This window comes from Bacillus sp. es.034, from assembly GCF_002563655.1.
Classification (GTDB): domain Bacteria; phylum Bacillota; class Bacilli; order Bacillales; family Bacillaceae_B; genus Rossellomorea.
This window is the reverse complement of the sequence record NZ_PDIY01000001.1, coordinates 2,589,486-2,609,020: the sequence shown is the minus strand read 5'-3', so window position 1 is coordinate 2,609,020 and position 19,535 is coordinate 2,589,486. Positions and strand designations below refer to the sequence as shown.

Sequence of the window (19,535 nt, the reverse complement as noted above, 5' to 3'; positions counted from 1 at the left end):
TACCACTTATCCTAATAATAAATTTTCTAACCTTTTCTCCCAGTTTGCAGTGCCGGTTTCTTGTATATTTAACGCGAATGGCTCCGTTTTGAAATCATCGGGTGAATCCCCGCATAGATCACAACAATATGGGTTATCGACATTCTTTTTTTCATTGAAATAATGGAGGAGCTTCTCCCGTCTGCAGGTAACGGCCTGAAGCCAGTTGATCATGGAGTACAGATTGTCCTTCTTGTATTGTAAACGATTGTTCCGGATTTGTTTCACTTTTTCTAGTAATCTATCTTGACCGATTGGCATGCCCCGGGTCAACTCTTCTGTATAATACAACAGGAATCGATACTGCACTTCTGTAAGCTGCAGCTGTTCGATTAACTCCTTTGACTGTCCCTTTCTGCCCTCTTCGATAAACCTCTGAATTTGATCATCTTGTGGGAGCTCACTTTCGATGAACTGAAGGGGCAAGGAAAGATCCTGCTCTGAGTATAGAACGACAGATACACTGCTTTCTCCATCTCGGCCTGCCCTTCCAATTTCCTGTAAAAATGCTTCGATGCTGGAGGGGAAATGAAAGTGAATGACGAATCGGATATTTTCCTTATTCACTCCCATCCCAAACGCTGAGGTTGCACAGATCATTCTTAGTTTTCCCGAAAGGAATTGCTGCTGAATCAAGATCCGGTCCTCCTGCTCCATCCCCCCGTGGTAATGGGCAACTCCTGACACACCGTTCTCTGACAGCCAGAGAGCAACATCTTCAGCCATACGTTTACTTGAGAAATATACTATCCCCGGACCGTCCCACGCTCTCACACATTCTAACAACGTGTTAAGCTTTTCATTTTGTCCGGACACCCTCTTAACAAATAATCCAATATTCCCGCGGTCGACTGAATAGACCATTTCAACAGCATGATCCATTTGAAGCACCTGCTTGATGTCTTCCCTGACTTCCTCCGTCGCCGTTGCCGTCAATGCCAGGGTGGTCGGGTTGTGGAGCAGCTTCTTCAGTTCCCCGAGCTTTAGATAATCCGGCCTGAAATCAGGTCCCCACTGAGATATACAGTGCGCTTCATCGATTACATACAAGGAAATATCCAAAGATTGCAGGGAGGATATGACCCCTCGATTCATTAGCATTTCAGGGGAAATGAAGATGAACTTATACAGATGTAATCGTTCCAAAGCCTCTCTTCTTTCCATATAGGGCAAAAAAGAATTCAATGCGATGACCCGCTTTTCCCCCATCATTTTCATCTGCTCCACTTGATCCTGCATTAAAGAGAGCAGGGGAGAAATGATCAACACGTGCCCATTCATCAGATAACCAGGCAGCTGATAACAAAGTGACTTCCCTGTTCCTGTCGGGAGCATAGCAACCGTACCCCTTTGATTCAGCACGGAATGAATGATTTCTTCCTGCCCTTCCCTAAAGGAGGAGTAGCCGAATCTTTCTTTAAGTTCTTGTTGCAGATTCACGTGGTTCACCTGCCTTTGCGATTGCCACCCGGATTTGAAAATAGCTCAAATGAGGGAGCTTTTCTTTAATGTGCTTAAGTCTTTTCGTTTGTGCTTCCTTCATCACTTTCAATACGTTTACGAAGTCTTCCCTCGTAATGAAGGGATCAATGCTTAAACCTTCTTCTGTTAAAATCAACTCGATGACATGGTCCTCAATGGTGTTGAGTTTCAATTTACGGATACGGGCGATCTCTTCAAGGGAATGCCCCTTCTTATACAAGTCGTAGGTCTTACTGGTCGATATGGTCAGGTTCTGTCGGTGATCACTTTTCAAGCCCAAGGAATATAATAATGGATAGCCTTTAGGATCCTTTTCTATTTCTGTCAACATACCGTGTAGCAAATTCAGGAATCGGAAGCGGCACTCTTCAAGATCCATGTCCAATTTCTCTGCCACCTGAAATTCCGTCCAGCCGTAGTCCTTATATCCGGTTAATCGATACACCAATAAGGATGGATCACTTCCCTGGATATTCAGCAGGGTGGTCAGCTCTTTGAACAGCAGGGACGAGAGATTGTCACTGTTAGGATTGGTTCTGATACAATTCTTGACCCATTCCTGTATTTGTCTGTTTCGCTGAACAGGGTAATAGAGGAATTCCTGACGTTTGGCATTGGAGAGGACTTGAACCAGGAGGCTTAATCTCATCCAGAATAAACGGGCTTGATCACCATGGATGAGACCGTTCATTTCTGAAGGAAAAGCTTTATCAAGAAAATACTGTTTCACGACTAAGGGTCCCTCGGATGACACTCTGGCATTATCATTTTCACCAACGGTTATCCATCCGGCTTTCTCTAATTCCCTTACCTTTTGATTGAAATATGGCCGCTTCAACTTAGGCAAAGAAAGGAAAAACGGTTGCAGATGAAAGATATGTGCATCCTGAATCGATTGGGAAGATTTCTTCCCTTTTAAAATATGAAATACCGAGTAAACGGAGCGCTCTCCATTAATTTGCAAAAAACAATATAGGATCACATAATTAAGATAGGTCAATGCTCTCCTCCTTAATATGTAGGTTATTGTCAAATATTGTACCATGAAATTGGCTTTTCACCATGTTTTGTTTTTCATATATAGGATAAAAATAAAAAGAAAGCACCTAACTATTGAAAAGTCATCCATTCCTCTATAAAATAAACATTAAGTGATTTTTCACAAATTGACATTGTGTATAATGATGAATTATATAGAATTATTTACTCGGGAGGTTTTTTCTTTGCCAAAATATACGATCGTTGACAAGGATACATGCATTGCATGTGGAGCATGCGGGGCTGCCGCTCCAGATATTTACGATTATGACGATGAAGGTATTGCATTTGTAACATTAGATGATAACCAGGGGACGGTTGAAGTTCCTGACGTATTGGAAGATGATATGATCGATGCATTCGAAGGTTGCCCGACAGATTCCATTAAAGTATCTGACGAGCCATTCGACGGAGATGCACTGAAATTTGAATAGTAAGGATGAGGGCTAAGAAGATCTATCTTCTTAGCCCTTTTTTATGGAATGAAATGCAATAGAAAAACCCCTCAATATGGTTGAGGGGTTCATTTTATAACATCACTATGCCGCTTTGTTTAAGGCCACCTGTCTTGATAGCCAGCCTTGAAGGCGGACAAACAGTAAAGTAAATACGGATGTCACCAAAATCCCTTTCAGGATGTTGAATGGAACGATTCCGGTAATGATAATTTCAGCAGGAAGCTCAAAGTTCATGAAGACTTTATAAGCAGGAAGGAATACAAAATAATTCAGAATCCCCATGCTGATACTCATGACGACAGTTCCTGTGATCAGTCCGACCAAGAGACCTTTTTTCGATTGAAAACGCGAATAGATGTAGTACGTCGGAAGAATCAAAAGGACTCCCGCGATAAAATTGGCCGCATGACCAATCGGAACACCTGTGTCGCTTCCGGTCATGGCATAATCGATCACGTTTTTAAACAGTTCGACCAATATTCCTGCAAGCGGTCCCAGTGTGACCGTTGCAATCAATGCAGGTACATCACTGAAATCAACCATGAGAAACTTTGGAAATGGTGGAATTGGGAAGTTGAATAACATTAGTACATACGATATGGCACTTAGCATACCAACTGTGACAAACATTCTCGTATTCATTTTTTTCATAATTCTCTCTCCTTTAGGAGATTCATCTCAAATCGAAGACGGTTTAAGCCAAAGATAGCATTAAAAAACTCCCGGATAAACAAACATATCCCGGAGAATGAAAGGCATACCCTAATAAACGTTTAGCTTCCCATTTTCTAAACGTTGTGGCCATCACCTTCATCTTCTCCCATCCAGACTATACTGTCGGCTTTGGAATTGCACCAAATCCTGCCCCAAAAGGCTCGCGGGCTTAGAAACACGTGGTTTCATCACCGCCGGTAGGGAATTTCACCCTGCCCCGAAGACGAATCTTTATTTTTTTATACATTCTCATTATACATAAAGTTGAGTGTTATGTGAAGAAAAACAGTTCGAATTCGAACTAATTATGTGTTTCCATTTTCTATGACGCCATCAATACACCTTCAGCACCTGCTGGGGATATATTGCCGACGCCGGGTTCAAGTCATTCCTCGACACCAGTTCGTCCATATCGATCCCCTGCGCCTTAGAGATCGAATACAGAGTATCCCCTTGCTTCACTACGTATTGCCCTTTAGGGGAGGATCCCGGAATCATCAATCTCTGATTGACCTTTAACCCGGAGCTCTTCAATGCATTTTTCTGCATTATTTCTTCAACTGACAAACCGTATTGTCTGGAAATCCCCCAAAGGGTCTCACCTTTATGGACGATGTGCACCCCTTCTGCTACACTTTCATCAGGAAGTGATTCAGGAGTCCCAGTGACCCCTACTGTCTGGAATGGGTCCTTCTCTTTGGCAAATACAAGCTGGCCGACTTCCCCTTGACCGAAAACACGATAGGGATCGACTGCATTTTCCTTATCAATCGTCCACTTCCCCCTGTGTACTTCAAAATGGAGATGAGCCCCCGTTGATCTTCCAGTGTTTCCTAATTGTCCAAGTTGCTGCCCTTGTGCCACTTCCTGATTTTCATCCACAAGCCTGCTTTGAAGATGCGCATAGACGGTTTCATATCCATTTTCATGCCTGATGAATACAACATGACCGTAGCTATCTGAAAGATAAGATTTGATCACTTTTCCTTTAGCGACAGAATACACAGGTGACCCTATTTCCCCTCCGATATCCATACCTTTATGAGAACCCGACCTTGTACCATATGAATCTGTTATCATACCTTCTACGGGAAATGTCCAGGACGAAGTGTCCCCTGACACCTTATCCCCCTCTGCTTTAGCCACATTTCCGGTTAAGAACATCATGAATACAGATAACGTTAAAAGAAAAACGATGAAAAGCCTTCTTGCATAATCGAAAATCATGCTTGTCCTCCTTCGGTCTTATTGACTACGTACCTAGACTTCTATATGTATTACACCATTCTAACCGTTTCCCCCTCATTACATGCACCAGCATTCCTTTTTGAGATATTTTTCCTTTGTGTAGTTTGTCTGTGCAGGGGGTAAATATTCGTTTTTATAGCGTAAAAATAAAAAAAACCAGATTTGGAGCTCAACTCCGCTTCTGGTTTTATCCATGATATTTAATGTACAACGCTTTTTTTATTCGGGCTGATTGGTGTCTCGATGGGTTCTGTGAAATCAAAGCCGTTCCAGCTTTCCTGTTTGATATTTTCAAACCGGGCACTTTCAAATCCAGAGCTCCTGCTTGTCAGCAATATTCCTTCGATCATCTCCTGTGCGGTTTGTTCTTCTAAAGTGGTTAAATCCAATTCGTTTAAAAAGCTGATGGTTACCACCTCATCTGCTTCTGTCACGTTAAAATTAATGTCTTTCGGTATAACGCTTTGAAAAAGGCCCGTCTCTGCACTTTTCATTGCCTGGATCGACTCCTTGATCCCGCCTCTGTTTATATTATCCGGTACAAGGAAGCGGTCCGTCCCATTGGGTGAGTAGAGATAGTATGCACTATATGTCTTTTCATTTAAACCAACGCTTGAGAATTCTCCCGTCGAGCTGAATTGAGGAACCGAACCGTCCTGATTTTTCAGTACAACCTTTTCTAGTCCTTTATGCTGGAATGAATATTGAAGAGAGTGATAAAAAGCGTATTCGACTGCACTGCTGCCACTGTAAGAATGATCGGGAGCGAGGGTGAAGATGACCTTATTCTTGTCAAGAGACACATCTCCATCTAAAGGCAGATAGTCTTCAAGTCCCCAATCGGTTTCCGGCAGTTCCTCGCCAATTTGCTCATGTCTTGTCAACCAGTCTTCCTGTCTCTGTTCTTCCACAATCGTTACAGGTATGGGTACTGCTTCAGGTGAAACAAGTCCAAAGGAATAGAATTCCTTTCCCTCTAGATCTTCTTCATAAAGAGAAAGCTTTTTTGGGGATTCTTTTAGATCCTCCGACATCGCCAGCTTGCTGTTTTCTTTTGGATGAGCCTCCGTCACAGCGATTTTCCCTTCTTTACTGGATTGGGGAGGACGTTCACTTTCTTTCTGGAGAGATGCGATTTCCCCTTTATTTTCTGAGCTGCCTCGTTCCGCACCTGATCCGGATTTCTCCATACTGGTATCCGTTAGTTGATTTAGAACGGTAGGAGCGAGTAAGACCATGATGAATATGGCGGCAAGTGCCGCTACTGCAGGTATGAATCGTTTAAATGGGGTTTGACTTTTCTTTGTTTTCTTTTCCATTTCTGCATGGAAATAGTGAGAAGTTCGATCATCTTTGATTTGAGGAAGCTTTTTGATGAGGTCCTCGATATCACGATCTTTCCATTCTGACTGGTTCAATGTCTCTTTCCTCCTTTGGGAGCCGCTGATTCATTTCAATCCTCAACCATTTGATGGCCCTATGCTGGGTCGTTTTCACTTTACTTTCTGACCAGCCAAGCACCTCAGAGGTTTCAGAGATTGAAAGTTCCTGTAAGTAACGCATGATGATGACCATTCGAAAGTCCGTGGTGCAGTGTTTCAAGCATTCATACAACACCTGGATTTCTTCATTGGCAACGGTGATCTCTTCAGGAAGTGCCCCTTCGTCTGTTACTTCATTGCGACTCCAATCGAATTTTTCCAGAATACGGTTCTTCCAGTTTTTTTGCCTTCTGAAATGATCGATGGCAACATTTTTCGCAATGGAAAAAAGCCATGTCTTTTCGGAGCTTTTCCATTCGAAGTTTTCATGAGATTTAAGCACCCGGATATAGACTTCCTGGGCCAAATCTTCTGCCTGTTGTTTATTTTGTACCATGTATATGAGGAATTGAAATACATCCTGATGATAAGCAGAGTATAATTTCTCAAAAACGGAGTTCACTTTATTCCCTCCCCGTCAAATTATTAGTCGTTTACTATGTAAAAAAGTTACACACTATCAATATAGTATTATTCTGGTAAAAAGGAAAGACCCATATTGACCGGGAAACCGCATGAAAAAAGCCAACAGGGAAATCACCTGCTGGCTCATATTCTCTTTTTCAACATCCTTTTTGAAATAGAACAAAAAATAAAGAATGTTTCCCATGTAACAAGAAAAATCGTCATGTTTCTATGGAGATGATCGATAATTGGCTAAATAGGAAGAAAGAACGTGAAGGTTGTCCCTTGATCGACCTTGCTTTGCACCTGAATATGCCCCTTATGGGACTCAATGATATTCTTGGCGATGGCTAGGCCGAGACCTGTTCCTGACTTCCCTCTAGTTCTGGCTTTATCTGCCTTGTAAAAACGCTCGAATACGAAAGGAAGGTCTTCTTCAGGTATGCCGGATCCCGTGTCCCTGACATGAAACAAGAATCCGCCTTTCTTTTCCGTCAGGGAAACCGTCACTTCCCCACCCGTCGGCGTATGCCTCACTGCATTATCGATGAGATTCGTTAACACTTGTTCAATTCGATCGGGGTCTATGAAAATCTCTTTATTCAATTCCACATCACTTTCAAAGTAGATGGAAACCTTTTTTTCCTTGGCCAATCCGATGAACTTGTTTGTCACTCTTTCCGTGAAAGGCATCACTCCGATCACATCCTTGTTCAGGGTGATATGCCCGGCTTCCATGCGGGCAAGATCCAGGAGATCATTGACGAGCCTTCCCATTCGAAGCGATTCATCATAGATGATGCGGGCAATCTCTTTCTTCTCTTCTTCGGATCCCGCAATATCATCCACTATCGCTTCACTATACCCTTGCAGCATGGAAATGGGGGTGCGAAGTTCGTGGGAGACGTTGGCGATGAAGTCCTTCCGAAGCTTATCCAATCTCCGTTCTTCTGTCATGTCACGAACCACCGCGACCGCTCCCCTGATAGTGTTATTATTATATAGGGGACTCACGATCACTACATAGGAACGCCCTTGCAGACTCAATTCATCAGTCTGTTCCATTTCGGTTACGACCACACTCTGCAATAACTCCCTTACTGTGGTCGGGATTGCTTCTTCCCCCTCTTCACTTTGCTCGTAGTACCAGTGTTGAAGGAAACGATCAGCAGGGGGGTTCGTGATCAGGATGGTCCCGTCCCGATTAAAGGTGATGACACCATCAGCCATACTGCTGAGAATGGATGAAAGCTGTTCTTTTTCCTGACTGAGTGCATTGATATGGAACTTCAGCTGCCTTCCCATCTGATTGAAGCCTGTAGCAAGTTCACCGATTTCATCCTTCGTCAGGATCGGTACCTTTGTATCGAACTTTCCCTTTGCCACTTCGAAAGCCGCTTCCCTCATTTTCCGGAGCGGTGCAGTGATACGTGTGGAAAGGAAGAAGGCAAAGATCGTCGTAAGGATGATGGCAATCCCCGCTGCAAGCAGAATCAGCTTGGTGGTTTGTCGTGTCGTATCTTTGATCACCCCGAGGGACTGATAGAGATAAACGGCACCATCTTCCCCATCAATATGAAGGGGAGTCCCGACTACGATGACATTCTCATATCGATTAGAAGACTCCTTGGACAGTTCAACCTCTTTTTTTACGGTGATTTCTTTTGATTTGACCGACTGAAGCTTATTATCCTTCGAGATATACTGGTGGATCTTCTTTTGAAAGACCGTCGAGTCCTGAGAATATAACGATTGGTTTTGATCCAGGGAAATGATGATATTCACAGGTTCATCGATGATTTCTTTCCCCAGTTCCATACCGAGCGTCAGATCATTATGATTCTCGATGACCCTGGCTACTTTTTCAGCCGTATGGGTCAGCTCTTTCTCTACTACACCCACATGGTAATTTTGAAAAAATTCAAGCAATAAGATGGTAAGGATAAATAATACAAAGGAAACCAGAAGCAGGATGGTTACCCACAGTTTCCCTACTACACTACGCCAAAGCCTCATTCATTTGTTACCTCGAATTTATAGCCTACTCCCCATACGGTCACGATCATTTTAGCTGCCATTTCAGACACTTTGTTCAGCTTTTCCCGTAATCGTTTCACATGGGTATCCACCGTACGCAAATCGCCGAAGAATTCGTAATGCCATACTTCCTTCAGAAGGTGCTCACGATCAAATACTTTATCAGGAGCTTTCGCAAGGAAATAGAGGAGTTCATACTCTTTAGGAGTCAGATTGACATCGATTCCATCCGCCGACACCCGGTGGGCATCATTATCGATTGTCAGATGGGGATAAACGATCAGGTCCTTTGCTTTTGCATCCGTCTGAATGAAGCTTGACTTCGTGGAGCGTCGTAATAATGCCTTCACTCTGAGAACCACTTCACGGGGAGAGAAAGGCTTCACGATATAGTCGTCGGTCCCGACCTCGAAACCTTGTACCCTATTCACTTCTTCACCCTTGGCAGTAAGCATGATGACGGGGGTCGCCTTGCTTTCCCGAAGGTGCTGACACACTTCGATTCCATCCATTCCAGGCATCATGATATCCAATAGAATGCAATCATAGTTTTGTTCAAGGGCCATCTCTAACGCCTGTTCTCCATTTTCCGCTTCATCGATTTCATAGTTTTCCCTTTCTAAATACATTTTTAAGAGTCTTCTGATTCGATCTTCATCATCAACAACCAGAATGCGAATATTTTCCTCCATGGGTACATCCCCCTTTGTATATTTACACTATATTATCCTATATTTTGTATAAAAAAAGAAGCTGACAGGAAAGAGAATTGGATTCTCATGGTTGTCAGCTCCTTCCTTTCGTTACGATTGATTAAGCATATGAGTGTAACCCAGCAATGATAAGATTAACCGCTATAAGGTTGAATAGAATGATTGCAACCCCTACTACAGCAAGCCATGCCGATTTCTCGCCATGCCAGCCTTTGGACAGGCGGAGGTGGAGAAAGGCTGCATAGAATAAGAATGTAACCAATGCCCAAACCTCTTTCGGGTCCCATCCCCAAAAACGGGTCCAGGCGATCTGTGCCCAGATCATGGCAAAGATGAGTCCTCCAAGAGTGAATACCGGGAAACCGATCAACACGGAACGGTAACCGATTTCGTCCATCAGGTCGAGGTTCACATTCTTTACGAGCGGCTGCATCTTAGCAGCAATCCGCTTTCTGAAGATCAAGCGGAGAAGAAGATAAATGACTGTCCCGACCATAAATGACCAAATCACGGTATTTAATTTCTTCGCATTGATGAGAGCAGGCATTTCAACAAGCGGCTCCATCACATCTTTGCTTAATAGATCACCTTTATTCGGTCCTACCAGGGCAGGGAGGGTGTATTCTGAAATTGCCTCTTCACCCTGTTGATTCACATATTGAAAGTTTGCTTCATAATGCCCAAGGGTGAAGGCCGTCGATGCGACAACAAACCCCAGTACGACAACCAGTGAATACATTACGGTCTCGAGCCAGAATGACTGCCTGCTCCCTTTTGTATGCTGAACTGATTTCAGTAAGTAGATCAGTCCTGCCACGAAGCTGATGGAAAGAATCGCTTCCCCTGCCGAAACGGTTGTGACGTGGATCTTCAACCAATCACTTTGAAGGGCGGGGATGAGTGGACTGATGTCCTTTGGAAACATGCTGGCGTATGCAATCACCAAAAGGGCGAATGGCAGTGCAATGACACCAAGAATCGTCGTCTTATACATAAAGTAAAGAATGATGAAGGCTCCGACAAGCATCATACCGAAAAAGGTTGTAAATTCGAATAAATTACTTACAGGTGCATGTCCCGAAGCGCCCCACCTAAGAAAGAAATACCCCAATTGAGAGGCAAATCCGACAAGGGTTAAAGCAATCCCGATAAAGCCCCATTTCTTCTGGTTTGTTTCCGTTGTATTCTTTTGACGGATACTCCCGCCAAAAAACAGAGTCGCAATCAAATACATGATGAAGGATACGTAAAGTAAATTACTGCTCCACTCTGCCATTGTTGTCGTTGACATCCTCATTCCTCCTTACATCGTCCTTTTGTTGTTGATCGACAGGCTCATTGATCCCAGTGCCTTCCAATACAAGACTGATTTCATTTTTCAAACCATGCCAGTTTTTGTTCGTATGACCGGCTACGATGAGTCCATCCCCATCATCACTCCGCCTGATCCAGATCCTTCTGTGATGCCAGTAGGCACCCTGTATGACACCGATCATGAAGATGGCTCCTCCAAGGGCCAGAATCCAGAGGGTAAGATCTTTATGTACGGTCAAGGCCGATACATCTCTCGTCTCGACACCGGCAAATGACAATTTGTAGTCATTTTCACCTAAGGGCTCAAGGTTTTTCCGGATTCCTACAAAACTGATTTCACCTTCGGGCTTTTCAGGTGAGAACAATTTAAACAGGAATGCCGGGTTATTCGGCAGGGGAGATTTGGTTTGCGGTTCCCCCTGTTCGTTGAACCCGGAGAAATCCGGATAATATCCCATAAGTTCTGCTTTATACCCATCTTCAAACGTATAGGCATTTTGCGGATCGAATAAATCAACTGTGAATTTACCGAAGCTTTTCCCTGACTTTTTATTATCCAGGGTAAAGGACATGGATTTGAATTCATCCAGTTTATAACTTGTTTGATAGACAGCAAAATTCCCGAATTTAAGAGGATGGTTCACTTTAATGGAATCCTCCTGCTCTTTCGTGCGTTCTGCCTTTTGACCCGGAACGCGATCTCCTGATTCCTTATAGAGGATCACATCCGATTGGAAATTCTTCGCGATGGTCCCGTTTTTGTCAATCGCTTCACCGAATACTTCTTTATCCTTGTTCTTGTCGTATGTCTCCAGGGTGAATCCTTTGTTTTCCAAGTAATATTCCTGGTCCGTACCCGGAACGGCTCTCGTTTCTCCTTCACGGATCCACACCGTTTCGTCGATGTACATCCCCGGGACGAATCGAAGCATGCCGCCGAATAGGAAGATGATAAGGCCGATATGATTTACATAGGGACCCCATCTTGAGAAACGGTTCTTCTCTGCAAGGATATTTCCATCCTCTTCCCGGATCTTATATTTTTTTCGGGTCAGCTTTTCTTTTATTTTGCCGAGGGACTCATGATATTCGGTCGTGTCCGTTTTCCCATATATCCTTTGACGTTTCAAGAAGCCTTCATGCCTTGAGACACGTTGGTTCTTCAAGGCGCGATAGAGGGGGATCACCCGGTCCAGGCTGCATATGACGAGGGAAACACCAATGGATGCAATAAGGAGCAAGTACCACCATGAGCTATATAGATCATGGAAACCTACCGTATAGTACAGTTCTCCGAAGAAACCATAGACATCTTTATAGTATTCATCTGCAGGCTGACCATTCGGAATATACTGCTCCTGGGGAAGTATCGTCCCCACTGCTGAAGCAATAAGCGTGATGACGATTAACCATACGCCCACTTTCACAGAAGAGAAGAAATTCCAAATCTTATCTATAATCGATTTATTATACGTTTGGGAACGTCTTGCACTCCCCTCGTAACGCATGTCATGGAGCTTTTCATTCTTTGCTTCCTCCGTTAAAGCCCGTCCACAGGATTCACAGAGAACGGTACCATTTGGATTCACATGACCGCATACACATTTAATCTCTTTCATGCTAAAACTCCTTATTTCAAGTTAAGCTGCCTTACGGCTTGATGCTCTCTAAATCTTCAATGATATCGTTTTCTGTCATCGTACCCGTTATGATCTTTTCTATTTCTCCCTGAGGGTTGATCAGGAACGTCGTAGGAAGTGGATCGATCCCGTATGCATTCTGCACTTCCTCTTCCTTGTCTACTAATATAGGGAATCCTAACCCATGTTTTGAAACGAATCGGTTAATGAGGAAATCGGATTCCCCTACATTTACCGCTAAAATCTGTACACCCTGGTCCTGATACTTCTTAAATTGATTGTTCATGTAAGGCATTTCCCTTTCACACGGTTTGCACCATGTTCCCCAAAAGTTCAGGAAGACCCCTTTTCCTTCATAATCGGAAAGGCGGTGTGTATTCCCATCCATATCCGTAAGGACAAAATCCGGTGCCTTATCGCCCGCCTTTAACATCCCTCTTTCATCCTTTGTGAAGTTTGCATAAAGGGTATATGCAACTGCAGAAGTCAGCACAATGAGAATAATGGTCCGGATGAGCAATCTGCGTTTTTTCTTATTCATTTACGTGTGCCTCCCAAATTGAAATCGTTCTCAAGAATGGAGAAGTTTTTCTCTCTTTACAGTAGCAAAGGGCCTGAAGTCATAAGAGTTCACTTATGAGATCAGTCCCTGCCATAATGTACGGTTTCATATCCTCATAATGAGCAGAGAAATATCCCATGATTTCAGGGTAAAATTCCTTTCTCATTATACCATTTATCACTTTAAAGTTAATGTAAATTATATGAAGGATATGTGACACTTTCCATAGTGGACCTTAGTGGATGCTGCCTGTTTCAGCAAGCGTCCTCAATTGTTTCACTTCATGTGGTGTCAGTTCTCTTCCCTCTCCCGCATTCAAGCCGTGGAGCGAGAGGAATGCATATCTTTCTCTTTTCAACTTTTGAACAGGATAACCCAGGGCTTCGAACATCCGGCGGACCTGACGATTTCTTCCTTCATGAATCGTGATTTCCACGATTGATTTCCCCTGCTTTTTATCGATGCTCAGGACTTTCACTTTAGCCGGTGCGGTCATTCCGTCTTCCAGCTTAATTCCTTTTTCAAGCTCACGGATCTTGAATTTAGGCGGAATCCCCTTTAATCTTGCCACATACGTCTTTTCAATCTCATTGCTTGGATGCATCAGGGAATTGGCAAAGTCGCCATCATTGGTTAACAAGAGGATCCCTGAAGTTTCATAATCAAGTCTGCCGACTGGATAAATTCTTTCCTCGATTTCAGGGAAGAAATCCGTTACCACCTGACGATCTTTATCATCGGTTACAGCCGAGATGACACCCCTTGGTTTATAGAGCATATAATATACTTTGTTTTCTCTTTCGATCTGAATGCCCGTTACTTCAACGCGATCGGAGTGTGATACCTTCGTTCCAAGTTCCTTTACGACTTTCCCATTGACCTTTACTTTACCTTCTATAATTAATTGCTCTGCTTTACGGCGTGACGCCACACCACTGTGAGCAATTACCTTTTGTAATCGTTCCACGGTCTTTCACCTCATTTAATTTTCAATACATTTACCTTCATGAATTATTACACAATCCAGGCAAAATAGAAAGGCATAAAGGAAAATCGACCAATTCAGTCGATCCCTTTATGCCTTTTTTATTCCTGTTATTTTTACAATCAAATGATTTTATCAAAGATATTTAAAACATGATGGTGACGATGAAGATGGCGGCTGCTATTCCTACTAGATCGGCGAGGAGACCCACTTTCAGGGCATCCCCCATTTTCCGGATGCCGACTGCACCGAAATATACGGTCAGTACATACAGGGTTGTATCTGTGCTTCCCTGCAAGGTGGAAGCGAGTCTTCCGATGAACGAATCGGGTCCGTTGGTGGCGATGATATCACTCATCATGCCGAGGGCAGCGGTTCCGGAAATCGGCCGGATGATGGCCAGAGGGACGATTTCCGGCGGGATGCCCAGTGCGAGCAATGCTGGGCGGATCAGACCAACAAAGAATTCAAGTGCACCCGATTCCCGAAAGATGGTGATGGCCACAAGCATTCCTATCAGAAAGGGAATGATCGATACCGCTATTTTGATCCCTTCCTTTCCTCCGTCAACAAATGTTTCATACGTAGGGACCTTTTTGATGGTTCCATAGATTAATATAAATCCGATCATGATCGGTATCAGCCATAGGGAAATGGTGGATATCCATTGCATTTACTTCACCTCTCGACGGGTTCGCCTGTAATGGAAATAACGGTCGATCAGAATTGCACCAATGGTGGACAGCATCGTGGCGATCAGAGTCGGTCCTACTATTTCAGTTGGCGACGCAGAGTCATATTTCATACGGATCGCGATCACCGTTGTCGGAATGATCGTGATGCTTGAGGTATTGATCGCCAAGAATGTGATCATCGACCTGCTGGCAACATCCTTTCCACCGTTTAAGCTTTTCAACTGCTCCATGGCTTTGATCCCGAGTGGGGTAGCAGCATTTCCGAGGCCAAACATATTGGCCATCATGTTGGAAAGGATATACCCCATTGCCGGATGATTATCGGGTACTTCCGGGAAAAGCCTCTTCACGAATGGCCTGAACAACTTAGCCAGTTTATCAAGTAATCCCGCTTCCTGGGCGATCCTCATGATCCCAAGCCAAAACACCAATACACTGATCAATCCTATGCATAAGGTAACAGCTTCATTGGCTGAGGTGAAAATGGCTTCATTCACCTCTGCCATTTTTCCGTTAATGATTGCGAATATCAACCCGATGATGGTCATCCCCACCCATATCAAGTTAACCATGATCCCGTACCCCTATGATGGATTCAAAGGAATAAGCCCAAAATTTCCACCAGCTTTTTTCTTCTTTCTTTTCACCTGATGCCTTATAAAAAACGGGAAGGGTATCCACTTCCTTATCCCCTAAATAAACCACTGCCTTCCCGACTACCCCAGGCACGTGCTGACCCTTTAACCATTCCTGTTTTGGCTTCAGCATCTTATACTCCACCTTGACCTTATCCACTTCAGCATCTGTCAAGGTTAGTACAGATTCCCGTTTAAGATAGGCATGGTCTTTATAGATTTTATCATCCATTTTTTTAATACTGCCTTTGTCCAGGACGATTTTGTAATCATAGTGCTTAAATCCGTATTCAAACATCCCGATATGATCATTCCAGTCATCAGGACCGTTCAGGGTCACGGCAATCAGATTCTCCCCATCCTTTGAAGCTGTGGAAACGAGTGTTCTTTTGGCCAGTTTTGTATAACCCGTTTTCCCTCCTGTACTATATTTATATAATTCAGTCAGCAGTCTATTTTTGTTTTTCCACTTGCGGTCCCACTTTTCATCAGGATTCGGAGCGGTGTGGACTTTAGTGCCTGCAATTTCCTTATATCTATCATTTCCCATTGAATATCTCGCGAGAACGGCCATATCATACGCTGTCGAATAGTGATCTTCATGGTCATCCAGACCGTGTGGATTGGAGAAATGAGTATTTTCCATCCCTATTCCCTTTGCCTTTTCATTCATCATATAGACAAAACCGTCCAGGCTTCCCCCTACAAATTCCGCAATGGCGACTGCCCCATCATTCCCTGACCTGAGCATCAATCCGTACACGAGATCCTCAAGCTTTATCTTCTCTCCTGCCTTCAAGTAAAGGGAGGAGCCTTCCGTACCGGCTGCGTTCGATGATACGGTTACTTCCTGATCCAACTTTCCGGACTCGACGGCAAGGATCGCAGTCATGATCTTCGTGATGCTGGCAATGCGACTTTGAGTATGGGCATCCTTTTCATATAGAATGCGCCCTGTTTCCTGATCCATTAAGATTGCTTTTTGTGCGCTGACTGAAGGTGCAGCCAGAACCTTTCCGGAAACAGAGACAAACAGAAAAGCAAATAGTAGAAAATAGTATATGTAAAATCTCGCTCTCTTTCGATTCACACCCATCTACTCCTTTAAATCTAACGTGTTTGTACAAGTTTATGAAAGGACAAGGGGTTATATGAGTGAAATCTCGAAAGCGGAAGAGGCAGATTGTACAGGTGAAACGTTTATCACGATGGACCGTCGCAAAACAAAAAAACGCAGGACTGTGTATGCAACTTCACAGTCCTGCGTTTTCATATACGATTTTCTATTTGTTCGTTTCCATCGTCTCCTGAAATTTCTCAAAGAACAGGTCCGCTTCGTCCTGGGCGAATTCGTCTTCAATGTTTTCAGGCAGAGGTGGAAGCTCCTCGATGCTCTTCAGGCCGAAGTAGTCCAGAAATTCTTTCGTTGTACCAAATAAAAAGGCACGTCCGGTCCCTTCCGCCCTGCCCACTTCCTTGACGAGCCCTTTTGATGTAAGGGTCTGAATGGGACGCTCGGTCTTGACACCCCTGATCTGTTCGATTTCCATGCGCGTGATTGGCTGTTTATACGCGATAATCGCAAGGGTTTCAAGGGCTGCCTGGGACAGGAAGCTTACATGTGGGGATTCTACCAGTTTCTTCAAGTAGTCTGCATTCCTTTTTTTGGTCACTAATTGAAAGGTTCCTGCTATTTCAATGATGTATATGCCTCGATTGGAATCATTCTCATAATCATTCTTCAAGTCTTCAAGGACATCCTTTGCTTTCTGTTCTTCGATTTCAAGTACAGAACAGACCTGTTTCAGTGATAGACCTTCGTCCCCCGCTGCAAACAATAAGCTTTCAAGGATCCCTTTCCAATTAATACTGCTCAACCATTCCAGCCTCCTCTCCTGCTTCTACAAATATTTCCGTAAAGTTATTCTCCTGGTTGACGATGATTTGTTTACGCTTCATTAATTCAAGCACAGCAAGGAACGTCACCACGAGATGCTCTTTGCTGTCAGAGGGGAAAAGACTTGTAAAGGATGTTCGTCTTTTTAGATTCTGTAAGTTTTCCAGAATATCGGTCATTCTTTTCTCAATGGATATTTCCTGCCTTGTAATTCTCGTTTGAACAGGGCGCTGAAGTTTTTTCCTTCTCAATAATTTATGAAAAGCTCCAAGCATATCATATAACGATACCTGAACTTCAGTATTCTTTAAATCGACCTCTTCACTGAATTCAGAAAGGTCACTTGGAGGCTTGGTATACACTTGCCCCCGCTCTTCCTCACGATGCTTCAGCTCATTCGCCGCTTCTTTAAATTTACGATACTCAATCAACCGCTCCACCAGTTCGTCCCGGGGATCTTCTTCTTCAAATTCGATTTCATCGCCCATCATGCCCTCATCATGCTTAGGAAGGAGCATTTTACTTTTAATGGCGAGTAACGTAGCTGCCATCACCAGATATTCACTTGCGACATCCAGTTGCAAATCCTTCATCGTATGTACATATAACATATATTGCTCCGTGATCTGAGCCATAGGAATATCATATATATCAATTTCTAACGAGTTAATCAGATGCAAAAGAAGATCCAGGGGACCCTCAAAAGCGTCAATCTTTACATTGTATTCCACTTTATCACCAAATTTCTCATAACAATCTTGCTGGAACGCTACTTAATAGTATAGTAGAAAGACCACTATTCTCCAATAGAAAGTTTTGTATTTACAGGCTTTCCTGTCGTATCAGCAGGGGTTTATGCTACAATTTAACTACTTTGCGTCATATGGAGGGATCGTATGGTTTATCCGGAAGCCTACATCGAATACTTAATGTATTTCCACGGTAATCGAGATTATTTTGAATGCCATGAAGTATTAGAAGAATATTGGAAAGAAGTCGATCCGGGAAACAGGACTTCCCACTGGGTGGGTCTCATCCAGGTCGCAGTCGGCTTTTATCATTATAGAAGAGGCAATCTGACAGGTGCGGTCAGAACATTCAATAAAGCTAAGAAGAATATTGAGGGGAATCACAAATCATTGACCGGGTTGGGGATTCATTCCAGAAAGCTTCAAGCAATGATTGAGGAAACCATTCACCAAATCGGTGAAAATCAACCTTATCACAGTATCATCCTGCCTTTGACGGATGCTTCACTATCAGATCAGGTTCAACTGCGGTGCAGGAAAAATGGCTATTTGTGGTGCTCAGAGAGTGACCTGACGAATTCAGCACTCATTCACCGTCATTCCCTCAGGGACCGCACCGATGTGATAACCGAGCGGAGAAATGCCTTACGAAAAAAAAGAGGCGGACCACCAGAATAGGCGGTCTGCCTCTTTATTGTTCCTCGCTGTCTACATCCATTTCATCACATCTCTCGAAAAATGACGCGGTGTCTGAATTGGGTTTCACTTCAAACTCCGAGTGCATTTCCCTTAGATGTTTCACCATGGATTTCCCGATTCCTTCGTGACGATGTGATGGATTGACTGATATATGTTGAATCTCTAATGTACCTTCTGTTTTGTAAACTCCGATCAAACCTACTATGTCCTCTTCTTTCCATAAAAAGAGCTGCCAATTTTCTTCAGTTTCGTATTGCTTCATCGTTTGTTGAAGCTTCTTCAAATCCTTTTCATTTGGCATGAAAGATAATAATCCCATGGCAATCTTTTCAAACGCCTTTTTATACCGAATTAACATATTTACCCCTCGTCATGTTTTATGTCTAATCTATTTATTTCCTATTATAGACAAAAACTAGAAATTTAATTGATATGAATGTTTATTTATCTTACTAAATTTACTTTTATTAAGCAAATCCCAATCAATCAGTTTCCAGCGATGAACATCCAGTAGATGACTCCCCACACCAGACCGGCAACGATTAATAACAAGAACAATGCTTTATTACTGATCTTCATGACTGACTCCTTTGACTTCAATCTATGTGTTTATGTCATTGTTATTGTATAGTAAAATCGAAATTTGTTAAAGTATGTAATTCAGACTACAAAAAAAGTAGTCTT

General features: G+C 43.3%; 20 protein-coding genes and 1 riboswitch. Of the genes, 2 read left to right on the top strand and 18 right to left on the bottom strand.

All coding sequences use genetic code 11. The features are described 5' to 3' along the window. Positions 1-6: 6 nt before the first annotated feature. Complete coding sequence (locus ATG71_RS13255; RefSeq protein WP_098439982.1) at positions 7-1,479, bottom strand: RecQ family ATP-dependent DNA helicase; 1,473 nt, start codon at positions 1,477-1,479, stop codon at positions 7-9. Further along, the gene (locus tag ATG71_RS13250; protein ID WP_179886532.1) at positions 1,457-2,521 is read right to left on the bottom strand and encodes a YpbB family protein; all 1,065 of its coding nucleotides are present in this window, start codon (positions 2,519-2,521) and stop codon (positions 1,457-1,459) included. The genes ATG71_RS13255 and ATG71_RS13250 overlap by 23 nt, the downstream gene beginning before the upstream one ends. Positions 2,522-2,744: 223 nt before the next feature. On the opposite strand from ATG71_RS13250, the gene ATG71_RS13245 reads away from it, so the two are divergent. After that, a complete protein-coding gene (locus ATG71_RS13245; RefSeq protein ID WP_034758261.1) occupies positions 2,745-2,993 on the top strand; it encodes a ferredoxin in 249 nt (82 codons plus the stop codon). A 105-nt stretch (positions 2,994-3,098) separates the two neighbouring features. Here the strand turns inward: ATG71_RS13245 and ATG71_RS13240 are convergent, their stop codons facing one another. The 15 genes from ATG71_RS13240 to ATG71_RS13170 form a co-directional block, all read right to left on the bottom strand. Beyond that, positions 3,099-3,668, bottom strand: a complete 570-nt coding sequence (locus ATG71_RS13240; protein ID WP_098439980.1) for an ECF transporter S component — start codon at positions 3,666-3,668, stop codon at positions 3,099-3,101. Between the two features lie 157 nt (positions 3,669-3,825). After that, positions 3,826-3,960: riboswitch (FMN riboswitch) on the bottom strand. Between the two features lie 104 nt (positions 3,961-4,064). Continuing rightward, complete coding sequence (locus ATG71_RS13235) at positions 4,065-4,958, bottom strand: M23 family metallopeptidase (RefSeq protein ID WP_098439979.1); 894 nt, start codon at positions 4,956-4,958, stop codon at positions 4,065-4,067. Positions 4,959-5,179: 221 nt separating this feature from the next. Further along, on the bottom strand, positions 5,180-6,397 hold the full coding sequence (locus ATG71_RS13230) for a hypothetical protein (protein ID WP_098439978.1): 1,218 nt from the start codon (positions 6,395-6,397) through the stop codon (positions 5,180-5,182). Then, positions 6,369-6,923, bottom strand: a complete 555-nt coding sequence (locus tag ATG71_RS13225) for an RNA polymerase sigma factor SigX (protein ID WP_098439977.1) — start codon at positions 6,921-6,923, stop codon at positions 6,369-6,371. Before ATG71_RS13225 ends, ATG71_RS13230 begins: the two co-directional genes overlap by 29 nt. A gap of 254 nt (positions 6,924-7,177) precedes the next feature. Further along, complete coding sequence (locus tag ATG71_RS13220) at positions 7,178-8,941, bottom strand: ATP-binding protein (protein WP_098439976.1); 1,764 nt, start codon at positions 8,939-8,941, stop codon at positions 7,178-7,180. Next, complete coding sequence (locus ATG71_RS13215; RefSeq protein WP_034758246.1) at positions 8,938-9,654, bottom strand: response regulator transcription factor; 717 nt, start codon at positions 9,652-9,654, stop codon at positions 8,938-8,940. The genes ATG71_RS13220 and ATG71_RS13215 overlap by 4 nt, the downstream gene beginning before the upstream one ends. A 121-nt stretch (positions 9,655-9,775) precedes the next feature. Then, on the bottom strand, positions 9,776-10,951 hold the full coding sequence (ccsB, locus tag ATG71_RS13210) for a c-type cytochrome biogenesis protein CcsB (RefSeq protein WP_098441823.1): 1,176 nt from the start codon (positions 10,949-10,951) through the stop codon (positions 9,776-9,778). Next, entirely contained in the window at positions 10,932-12,608 is a 1,677-nt protein-coding gene (gene resB, locus ATG71_RS13205) for a cytochrome c biogenesis protein ResB (RefSeq protein ID WP_098439975.1), read from the bottom strand. Before resB ends, ccsB begins: the two co-directional genes overlap by 20 nt. 31 nt (positions 12,609-12,639) lie before the next feature. Continuing rightward, entirely contained in the window at positions 12,640-13,170 is a 531-nt protein-coding gene (gene resA, locus ATG71_RS13200; RefSeq protein WP_098439974.1) for a thiol-disulfide oxidoreductase ResA, read from the bottom strand. Between the two features lie 256 nt (positions 13,171-13,426). Next, positions 13,427-14,158, bottom strand: coding sequence for a pseudouridine synthase (locus tag ATG71_RS13195; protein ID WP_079533079.1), 732 nt, complete (start codon positions 14,156-14,158; stop codon positions 13,427-13,429). Between the two features lie 163 nt (positions 14,159-14,321). Continuing rightward, entirely contained in the window at positions 14,322-14,849 is a 528-nt protein-coding gene (locus tag ATG71_RS13190; RefSeq protein ID WP_034758235.1) for a spore maturation protein, read from the bottom strand. Beyond that, positions 14,850-15,443 carry a nucleoside recognition domain-containing protein gene (locus tag ATG71_RS13185; RefSeq protein WP_034758232.1) on the bottom strand — a complete coding sequence of 198 codons (594 nt, stop codon included), beginning with the start codon at positions 15,441-15,443 and terminating at the stop codon, positions 14,850-14,852. Beyond that, the gene (locus tag ATG71_RS13180; RefSeq protein ID WP_098439973.1) at positions 15,436-16,602 is read right to left on the bottom strand and encodes a D-alanyl-D-alanine carboxypeptidase family protein; all 1,167 of its coding nucleotides are present in this window, start codon (positions 16,600-16,602) and stop codon (positions 15,436-15,438) included. The genes ATG71_RS13185 and ATG71_RS13180 overlap by 8 nt, the downstream gene beginning before the upstream one ends. A gap of 187 nt (positions 16,603-16,789) precedes the next feature. Next, entirely contained in the window at positions 16,790-17,383 is a 594-nt protein-coding gene (gene scpB / locus ATG71_RS13175; protein ID WP_079533076.1) for an SMC-Scp complex subunit ScpB, read from the bottom strand. Next, entirely contained in the window at positions 17,370-18,134 is a 765-nt protein-coding gene (locus ATG71_RS13170) for a segregation/condensation protein A (protein ID WP_098439972.1), read from the bottom strand. Before ATG71_RS13170 ends, scpB begins: the two co-directional genes overlap by 14 nt. A 165-nt stretch (positions 18,135-18,299) precedes the next feature. Between ATG71_RS13170 and ATG71_RS13165 the strand changes: the two genes are divergently transcribed. Then, positions 18,300-18,830 carry a DUF309 domain-containing protein gene (locus tag ATG71_RS13165; protein WP_098439971.1) on the top strand — a complete coding sequence of 177 codons (531 nt, stop codon included), beginning with the start codon at positions 18,300-18,302 and terminating at the stop codon, positions 18,828-18,830. A gap of 13 nt (positions 18,831-18,843) precedes the next feature. Here ATG71_RS13165 and ATG71_RS13160 read toward each other — a convergent pair whose 3' ends face one another. After that, positions 18,844-19,209, bottom strand: a complete 366-nt coding sequence (locus ATG71_RS13160; RefSeq protein ID WP_079533071.1) for a GNAT family N-acetyltransferase — start codon at positions 19,207-19,209, stop codon at positions 18,844-18,846. Positions 19,210-19,535: the final 326 nt, after the last annotated feature.

Bases quoted from the DNA above. Each gene is read 5' to 3' on its own strand.
- ATG71_RS13190 (WP_034758235.1), bottom strand. From the start codon at position 14,849: ATGCAATGGATATCCACCATTTCCCTATGGCTGATACCGATCATGATC.
- resA (WP_098439974.1), bottom strand. From the start codon at position 13,170: ATGAATAAGAAAAAACGCAGATTGCTCATCCGGACCATTATTCTCATT.
- ATG71_RS13180 (WP_098439973.1), bottom strand. From the start codon at position 16,602: ATGGGTGTGAATCGAAAGAGAGCGAGATTTTACATATACTATTTTCTA.
- ATG71_RS13235 (WP_098439979.1), bottom strand. From the start codon at position 4,958: ATGATTTTCGATTATGCAAGAAGGCTTTTCATCGTTTTTCTTTTAACG.
- ATG71_RS13215 (WP_034758246.1), bottom strand. From the start codon at position 9,654: ATGGAGGAAAATATTCGCATTCTGGTTGTTGATGATGAAGATCGAATC.
- ATG71_RS13220 (WP_098439976.1), bottom strand. From the start codon at position 8,941: ATGAGGCTTTGGCGTAGTGTAGTAGGGAAACTGTGGGTAACCATCCTG.
- ATG71_RS13185 (WP_034758232.1), bottom strand. From the start codon at position 15,443: ATGGTTAACTTGATATGGGTGGGGATGACCATCATCGGGTTGATATTC.
- ccsB (WP_098441823.1), bottom strand. From the start codon at position 10,951: ATGGCAGAGTGGAGCAGTAATTTACTTTACGTATCCTTCATCATGTAT.
- ATG71_RS13165 (WP_098439971.1), top strand. From the start codon at position 18,300: ATGGTTTATCCGGAAGCCTACATCGAATACTTAATGTATTTCCACGGT.
- ATG71_RS13240 (WP_098439980.1), bottom strand. From the start codon at position 3,668: ATGAAAAAAATGAATACGAGAATGTTTGTCACAGTTGGTATGCTAAGT.
- resB (WP_098439975.1), bottom strand. From the start codon at position 12,608: ATGAAAGAGATTAAATGTGTATGCGGTCATGTGAATCCAAATGGTACC.
- ATG71_RS13160 (WP_079533071.1), bottom strand. From the start codon at position 19,209: ATGTTAATTCGGTATAAAAAGGCGTTTGAAAAGATTGCCATGGGATTA.